This window comes from Salinivibrio sp. PR919, assembly GCF_001995355.1.
Taxonomy (GTDB): Bacteria; Pseudomonadota; Gammaproteobacteria; order Enterobacterales; family Vibrionaceae; genus Salinivibrio; species Salinivibrio proteolyticus.
Genome location: NZ_MUFL01000109.1, coordinates 1 through 8,002, shown reverse-complemented (window position 1 = coordinate 8,002; position 8,002 = coordinate 1). Strand labels below are relative to the sequence as shown.

At 42.9% G+C, this 8,002-nt stretch carries 7 protein-coding genes; 4 read left to right on the top strand and 3 right to left on the bottom strand.

What is annotated here, in order from left to right; translation table 11 throughout:
* The 4 genes from BZG83_RS15025 to wecA form a co-directional block, all read left to right on the top strand.
* Positions 1–696, top strand: a 696-nt coding sequence (locus BZG83_RS15025) for a YjbF family lipoprotein (RefSeq protein WP_131825102.1), incomplete at its 5' end; no start/stop codon positions are given.
* Positions 686–1,429 (top strand): capsule biosynthesis GfcC family protein, encoded by a 744-nt coding sequence (locus tag BZG83_RS15020; RefSeq protein ID WP_077481745.1) that lies wholly within the window; start codon positions 686–688, stop codon positions 1,427–1,429. The genes BZG83_RS15025 and BZG83_RS15020, both read left to right, overlap by 11 nt.
* Positions 1,429–3,612 carry a YjbH domain-containing protein gene (locus BZG83_RS15015; protein WP_077481743.1) on the top strand — a complete coding sequence of 728 codons (2,184 nt, stop codon included), beginning with the start codon at positions 1,429–1,431 and terminating at the stop codon, positions 3,610–3,612. The genes BZG83_RS15020 and BZG83_RS15015 overlap by 1 nt, the downstream gene beginning before the upstream one ends.
* A 55-nt stretch (positions 3,613–3,667) precedes the next feature.
* On the top strand, positions 3,668–4,762 hold the full coding sequence (gene wecA, locus BZG83_RS15010; RefSeq protein ID WP_077481741.1) for a UDP-N-acetylglucosamine--undecaprenyl-phosphate N-acetylglucosaminephosphotransferase: 1,095 nt from the start codon (positions 3,668–3,670) through the stop codon (positions 4,760–4,762).
* Between the two features lie 501 nt (positions 4,763–5,263).
* On the opposite strand, the gene BZG83_RS15005 is transcribed toward wecA, so the two are convergent.
* The 3 genes from BZG83_RS15005 to BZG83_RS16810 all read right to left on the bottom strand — a co-directional run.
* A complete protein-coding gene (locus BZG83_RS15005; RefSeq protein WP_077481739.1) occupies positions 5,264–6,010 on the bottom strand; it encodes a WecB/TagA/CpsF family glycosyltransferase in 747 nt (248 codons plus the stop codon).
* Between the two features lie 13 nt (positions 6,011–6,023).
* Complete coding sequence (locus tag BZG83_RS15000; RefSeq protein ID WP_077481737.1) at positions 6,024–6,953, bottom strand: glycosyltransferase family 2 protein; 930 nt, start codon at positions 6,951–6,953, stop codon at positions 6,024–6,026.
* 1 nt (position 6,954) lies between these two features.
* Positions 6,955–8,002, bottom strand: a 1,048-nt coding sequence (locus tag BZG83_RS16810) for a hypothetical protein (protein WP_158074976.1), incomplete at its 5' end; no start/stop codon positions are given.

Here is an 8,002-nt window from a genome sequence, read left to right as displayed (position 1 = left end):
CTTATGACCAAATCCAACCATGTACTCTTGATAGGCTGCATCGTTCTGCTTTCTGCTGGATGCACACAACGAATGCAAGATCTCGGTGATTCGTTTAAATTTGCCTATAATGGCTTCCCCGATGCCGAGAAAAGTTGGGAAGAAATTAACGCTCTCCCCTACGCAAGTCTTTACGCTCAGCTCGACAACGGGCCGCAAGGATTTATGGTGTTAGCATTCGCTGAGCCAAGCCAACATACCAGTCCTAACCTCAAATGGTTATCAGCCAAACACGAAATGATCGTGACCCGCAGTGGCCGAATTGTAAAAACAGTAAACTTCGCCGATGGTAACTTAACGGCAACCCAAACGGACACGCCTGACCCGCTTAGTGTTGGCCTTACAACCATTACTATGCCGCATACATGGTCACGAAAGATTGATTGGCAGCCGGGCAACCACAGTGGCTACCTAGCCAAGTCGACATTTAATCATGTTGGTGCACAAACAATTTTGGTGAATGGTACGCGAGTTGAGACAGCGCATTATCGAGAGCTAGTGTCCCTTCCCTCACTTGATGTTCAATGGACCAATGACTATTGGGTGAATAATAGCAATGGTAACGTGATTAAATCCTATCAGCATCTCGCACCACATTTGCCTGCTGTAACCTTGACCCATTTAAAGCCCTACCAAGGGAGCGACCATGAAGAGTAACTGCTTACTAACACATGGGCTCGTGGCTGTTTTACTACTAATAGCGATGCCTTTACAAGCCGCGACGATAACAGCTAACCAAGATACACATCTCTCGTTTTCTCAGCCTCCCCGCCTTTCAGAGGCAGTATTAGCCGCGGCCCAAAGCCAGCAGCGGGTATTGGACGACGTGTATTGGCCTGCTGCGGGGCTCTATCGCAAAGATAGCCAAAACGCGGATCGTATTGCTGATTTGCAACCCGTGCGTCATCAAATCACCGTGAATACAGGTAAGACTCAACAGCAGTGGAAACGCCTATATCGTACGCTCACACAGTTAACGGTTGCCGAGCGGATTAACCGGAATATTGATCCCGATTTTACGCGCATTACACCCGCCGCGAATCCGCTATTAAACGGCACATGGCACCTACAATTGCCTCATCGTCCGACAACCATTATGGTATTGGGCGACGTAAAGCAGCCTGGAGAGTATGCCTTTACTGAGCGACAATCAGTACGTCGCTATCTTGAGCAAGCCGGTGCGGAAACAACCGGCATTTCCCAGGCGCTGATTATCATGCCATCCGGAGAGCGCAGCCATGTTCCTATTGCCTACTGGAATGAACGGCATCAAGATCTGTTACCCGGTTCGATCATTTATCTTCCCCTCCCCGAAAAAGCGATTGATGGCTTTGCGGTTGATACAAATGAACACGTGCTTACGTATCTGCAAAATAGGTTAATTCGATAATGCGACTGATAACTCCTTCATCACATGCCTTGTGGCTCAGCACGTTCTTATTAACAACAAGTTACGCAGTATCAGCGGACAGTTTCGATTACCCCGATCTCATCTATTCACAAACCGATTTTGGTGGTGTAGGCCTGATACAAATGCCCACCGCACGCTCAGCGCCAGAAGGTGAATTCACCTTAGGCAGCACCTACAACGAAGACTATGTGCACTTTAATACCTCGCTGCAGTTATTCCCTTGGTTAGAAACGACTATCCGATACACCCAGGTGCACGACTTACTTTACAGCGATGACCCCAGTTTTAGCGGCGACACTAAATATACTGATAAGAGTATCGATGCCAAATTGCGCCTGTGGCAAGAAAGTTACTGGTTGCCAGAGCTTGCAGTCGGTCTGAGAGACATTGGGGGCACAGGGTTATTTGATGGTGAGTATCTCGTGGGTTCTAAACGTGTCGGCCCATTTGATTTCTCACTCGGTATTGGTTGGGGCTATTTAGGAAACCGTGCAAATTTAACGGGCGATAAACAGAAGTCCGTTGACTGCGGCCGTGACACGGCATTTTCTGGTAGAGGCGGCAGTGTAGATATTGATCGTATGTTTACTGGCTGTACGGCACTGTTCGGCGGTATCGAATATCAGACACCTTACGCGCCACTGAGCCTAAAGCTGGAGTACGACGGTAATGATTACCAAGCTGACTTCATTAGTACCCAAACCGGCATCCCCATGCAAGTTGATAGTCCGTGGAACCTTGGTGCCGTATACCGCTTCGGTGATTGGGGTGCAGCACGCCTGTCCTATGAGCGGGGTGAAGTATTCACTGCCGGGCTCAGCTTGAACACCAACTTCAATCAGGTGGACACTTTTTGGATAGATAATGATGACCCAGCCTACCGACCTGCTAGCGCAACAGAAGATTTAACGGCAGACCAATGGCAACGATTAAGCACGCAACTTGCCAATGTGGCGGGGTATAAAGACAATCGCGTGCATTTTGACGGTGATACAGTCACGGTTGCCGGTGAACAAACAAAGTATCGCGACCAAGATATTGCACAAACACGTGCAGCCACATTGATCGCAAACACCGGGATTCAAGCGACTCAGTACCGCATTGTTCAACAGGCCCAACGCCAACCGATGACTGAAACCGTCATCGATGCAGAAACTTACGCGGCTGTCGCTACTCACGCTTATGTCGAGGCAAAACCTGATGATGCACGCACGCACACGCTGCCTCGCGCCATCTCCGGAGAATTAAAAGCGGCCCACCAAGATGATTTTGATATGGGGCTCGCCCCGGTGTTTATCCAATCTTTTGGCGGCTCAGAAGGCTTTTATATGTATTCGTTAGGTGTATCAGGWCGCGCCGCTGCTCGCCTTGGCGATCATTTTATCGCCTCGTCGAGCGTGTACGTCAACATAGCTGATACCTACGATAAATTTAAATACACAGTACCGCCTGATGGTACCGACTTGAAACGGGTACGCACACTTAATCGTCAATATCTTGAGGATACAGTCCGAGTCACTAATGCGCAGCTAACCTACCTCGACCATTGGGGAGATAATTGGTACAGCCAAGCTTATGGCGGTTATTTGGAAACCATGTTCGCGGGCGTAGGCGGCGAAGTGCTGTACCGACCCATGAATAGCGCATTTGCTCTGGGTGTGGACATCAATTATGTTAAGCAAAGAGAGCCGGGATCAGCCTTTGGCCTATTTAAAAACGAATATCAACCTAGCAAAAACGAAGAACGCCCCTTTAGAGTTCAAACCGGCACAACCACGGGGCATGCGACACTTTACTGGCAAAACCCACTAGGGCTGTTCGATGGTACACTGGCTAAAATCAGCGCTGGGCGCTATCTAACCGACGACGTAGGGGTAACGTTAGATGTCGCAAAGCAGTTTGATAGCGGTATTATGGTCGGCGCTTATGCGAGTAAAACCGATTTATCAGCAGAAGAATTTGGTGAGGGGAGTTTTACCAAAGGATTTTATGTTTCTATCCCGTTTGATCTGCTTTCAGTCAAACCGACAACATCTCGTGGTATTATCGCGTGGCAGCCGCTTCAACGGGATGGCGGACAAAAATTAGGCAGAAAATATACGCTTTATCAATTAACTGATGATCGTGCGCCTTGGTTTGCACGTCCCGCGACTAACGACTAGAGTTTGATGCAGGACATAACAAAAAAACGTGCTCACTCATAGCAAGGAAGACACAGTGATTATCTCATTTGTCGATTTGGCTTTACTCTTGTTTTTCTCAGCGGCTTCTTTATTTGTGCTGCGAAAAGTGGCAAGACGCATCGATCTTGTTGATAAGCCAGATAAAAGGAAACACCATGCAGGTGCCGTCCCACTTGTGGGCGGATTGGCAGTGTGTCTATCTCTGGTTTATTTTTTGCTCAACAATCCAGAAGTCATACCTCATAGTGGTCTATATGCCACATGTATTCTGATCCTCGTCACTATCGGTGTCTTGGACGACAAGTTCGATATCGACTTTAAACTTCGGTTTGCTATCCAAGCCGCACTCGCAATCGCCATGATGGTGTTGGGCGGTATTGAGCTAAACCGCCTTGGCAATATCTTCGCGACTGGCGATGTTCGCCTAGACACACTTGGCTATGTGCTGACCGTAATGGCAGTGATTGGAGCCATTAATGCATTCAATATGGTAGATGGTATTGATGGCTTGCTGGGTGGGTTAGCGACGGTCACCTTTGTTAGCTTAGGCATTTTACTTTACTTAAATGGCCATACCTCACTCGCCTATTTATGTTTGGTGCTCACGGTGATTATGGCACCCTATTTAATGTTTAATTTAGGATTACTTGGTCGAGAAAGAAAAGTGTTTATGGGTGATGCGGGGAGTATGCTGATCGGCTTTACTGTCATTTGGTTTTTACTGCTTGCCAGCCAACACCCAACCAGTGCTGCAATACGTCCTGTTACCGGGTTGTGGTTGATTGCCCTACCCTTGATGGACATGACAGCAATCATGTTTAGGCGCATAAAACGCGGAGACTCCCCTTTTAAGCCTGACCGTGAGCATCTACATCATATTTTCCAACGCGTAGGGCTCTCATCACGTCAAACATTAGGTGCTATTTGTTTGCTCGCTACAGGGTTTGCGTGTATCGGTATTATTGGAGAACTGCTACAGATCCATGAAACTATCATGTTCATTGGCTTTTTGGGGTGCTTTACCCTCTACTGTTTATTACTGCGACATATATGGCGAGTGACCRCTTTCATTCGCATAAAGCTGGGTAAGAATGCTTATGGTGAGAAGGTCGGCGAGGTTAAGGGGTAGATGCTAGGTTCTCGATCCTAAGAAAAGATAATGGCATACATAGCGTTGTTTTGGTGAAACTGCTTGATGGACAATGTGCTTTGCTTTTTTCAATAATCGCCGCCCAGTGGGTGCTTTTTTTGCTTGTTTCATCGTACCTGCGGTCAAGAAAGTACTATGGCAAAGCTCATTTTTTATGGATGTGCCGGGTTTATTAACCGCGTACGATAATATCTGATAAGCCAACTTCACGACAGAAAACAGCGATTAGTGCTAGGTGATCGAGACGTTTGATGACAGGTTGAGGAGCAGGAATATTAAGCGACCGTTAAATAACAGTAATAGATCAAAGCTGGGGATCACGGTAAAGACACCTATAATACTAAAATCTGTATATGATCGCTAGATCATACTATTTTAATTCATTAATTGGCTGCGGAATGACCGCTAATTAGTAAAACCATAAATTCACATAACCCTTTATTCTATAACGGGTTTTCATGATCTTATCCTAAAACTAAACTATTTATTTTTTTGATTGTTTAAATAATCATACAATGAGAAAAATAGAAACTGCGGGTACTGCATAATTAGTCGTTTAAAAACATAGTGTTCTTTTATTGCCCTATATGCCCAACGTAAGTTAAACCGATTAACCCAGTTAGGATAATATTGAATATTTTCGGATGATTGGTGTAGAAATCCTCCGCAAGTATAAATTTGTTTTATAGACCCTTTTGTACCTTTTAACAACTGACCAAACTTTTCTTGATGCGGGGTACCCATACCACATACAACAAACTTAGAACCACTTGCTGCTATCTTCTGCGCGACAAACTCTCTTTCTTTGTCACTGTTAAAATACCCATGCCTATACCCAGCGATATTTAGATTAGGGTATGAACTTTTAAATAACCTCACCGTTTCTTCTATTTCTCCTTCTTTAGCACCAATAAAAAAAACAGGTTCACCCGTTATGTTTAAGGTTTCTAAAAATCTTTTAGCAAATGAACCATAGTCAAAGCTAATTCTTGGAACTTTTCGAAATGAGAGAAGGCTAAAAATCCAACAAGAAACTAATGCATCACTATAGAAATAGTCTACAGCAATAGTTACTTCCTTTCTTTTCCTCAAAAGCATGTAAGAATATGGATTGACGAAACTGATTAAAGTAGCTCCTGAGTCAAAGGTATCTTCGGAGAGCACTCGATTAAATTCAGCGTCAATAGAAGGAGCCACTTTTATTTTTTCTGTAATTATCTTAGTCATACTGTATTTACACCTACCGATTTCTTCGAATTATTCCTATTATTTTCCTAATGATATAATTTGGCATAAACGATATTAATAAAGCCCCAAAGCGATACTTATCCCAAAATAATGATGAGTGCTCTAATAGTAATTTTCTAGCTTTTAGATTATTACCTACCAATAGATTGTTTTTCACACAACTTAACACGGTAAAGTGCATTAATACTCTTAAGCTATCAATCATAGTGTTCGGTACTTTCCCTTCTTTTAACAGCTGATTATATACAGAAAGCTGTGGTGCAGGCTCGTATATTTTATTAACATCACATGCACTATTTTCTGTTGATAAGTCATAATACGCACTTGTCTCGGGGTGATAGAATACCTTGCTTTGACAAGCCACTCTAGCCCAAACAATTTGATCTTCTCCCATTGCTATCCCAACAGGAAACCCTCCAATATCGAGTAAAACATCCCGTTTAATACATACAGAAGACGCTGTAACCGGTAAATCGGAGTTGCAGCACGCTGCAAAAAAATCTTCGACATACCCTGGCTCTGTGGGAACCAAACGCAACTTTGCTTTAGTTACACTGTCCTCAGACAAAAACGCGTAATGAGTAAAATACATACCACCTGACGGGAACTTAGTTTTAAGTTCAACAATATTTTTCAAAAAGTTAGGAAGCCAATAATCGTCAGCATCAAGAAACGCTATAAATTGGGCTTTTGTACAGTTTATCCCTGCATTCCGAGCCGCTGATACACCCTGGTTAGGTTGATCGATAACTTTTACTTGAGGGTAGTTCTCTCTAACAATCACAGCACCGTTATCATTTGATCCGTCATTAACTACTATTATTTCATCAGGGCTTAGTGACTGTGCCAACACAGAATCTAATGCTCTACAAATATAGGACTCTTTATTAAAAAGTGGTATTACTACAGCAATTGAATTCATTTTAAACACTGCTTTTTTTTCTAAACTTAGTTGTTTGACTAATAATCGCACCGAACGTCAATGCTAACATAATAGAAGAAGTTCCGTTAAACACAACATGCCCCGCACTAATCGAGTGCATAAATATGAGAGAGAAAAGGAAAAAATAAAAAAAGCACTTATAGAACAATGCTTTTACAACCCCATATAGATAAAGTATGATGTAAGACAACACAGCAAATAATCCGTAACAAAAAAACAGTTCAAACAAATCATTTTCTAGCAACTTTCTCATTGATGAAAAATTACCTAGAGGGTCTAGATAACCAAAGTAACCGCCAGCGCCGGTCAACAAACGTATAGCGTAAAAACTGTTCCATGTAACTTGCTTAAATGCATCGATAATAAATACATCTCGGCTACTTGCTAAAAGCGTCCACTTATTGTCAATTTTATTAAATTTAAATATTATATTCTCAAAAACTGAATTCAATATTTCTAATAAAGGTGACACTAGATAATAAGAAAAAACACACGCCGTAAATATAAAAAAAATGGGGTGACGAGATACAATTTTTAAACTTAGGTAACTCGCACTAAAAAGAGAGAAGACTAAAGCAGCTTTAGTACCTATCAATGCTGTCGTAACTAATAATAAAGAAATATGAAACAACGCTATAATACCGAAGGATCGCAATCTATGAATAAGAACCAAAGCACAACTACCGATCACCACACCAAGGCCGTTACCTGAAATAAAAAGACCGCGAGTAGCAATTCCCTTTGAATAGTTTGCAATATGAAAGCCAGATGTATAAGCTAGTAGAACAAAGATACTTACTACCGTCCCATAAATTACCATCCATCGCTCAAAGCAAGACAATGAAAGAATACGTCTTTGAGCTAATTCAGAAAACAAAATCAGACAAAAGCTAACATAAACAATTTTTGATGACGTAATCAGCCCAAACAGCAATGCATTAAGATTCCAATGAACTAAAGCAACACTCCATTCTACGAACGTAAAATAAATAAGTATACAGAGAGCGACTCTTTGACCAGTTCTAGAG

Excerpts from the sequence above, each read along its gene's own strand:
- BZG83_RS15005 (WP_077481739.1), bottom strand. The coding sequence starts at position 6,010 with ATGACTAAGATAATTACAGAAAAAATAAAAGTGGCTCCTTCTATTGAC.
- BZG83_RS15020 (WP_077481745.1), top strand. The coding sequence starts at position 686 with ATGAAGAGTAACTGCTTACTAACACATGGGCTCGTGGCTGTTTTACTA.
- BZG83_RS15000 (WP_077481737.1), bottom strand. The coding sequence starts at position 6,953 with ATGAATTCAATTGCTGTAGTAATACCACTTTTTAATAAAGAGTCCTAT.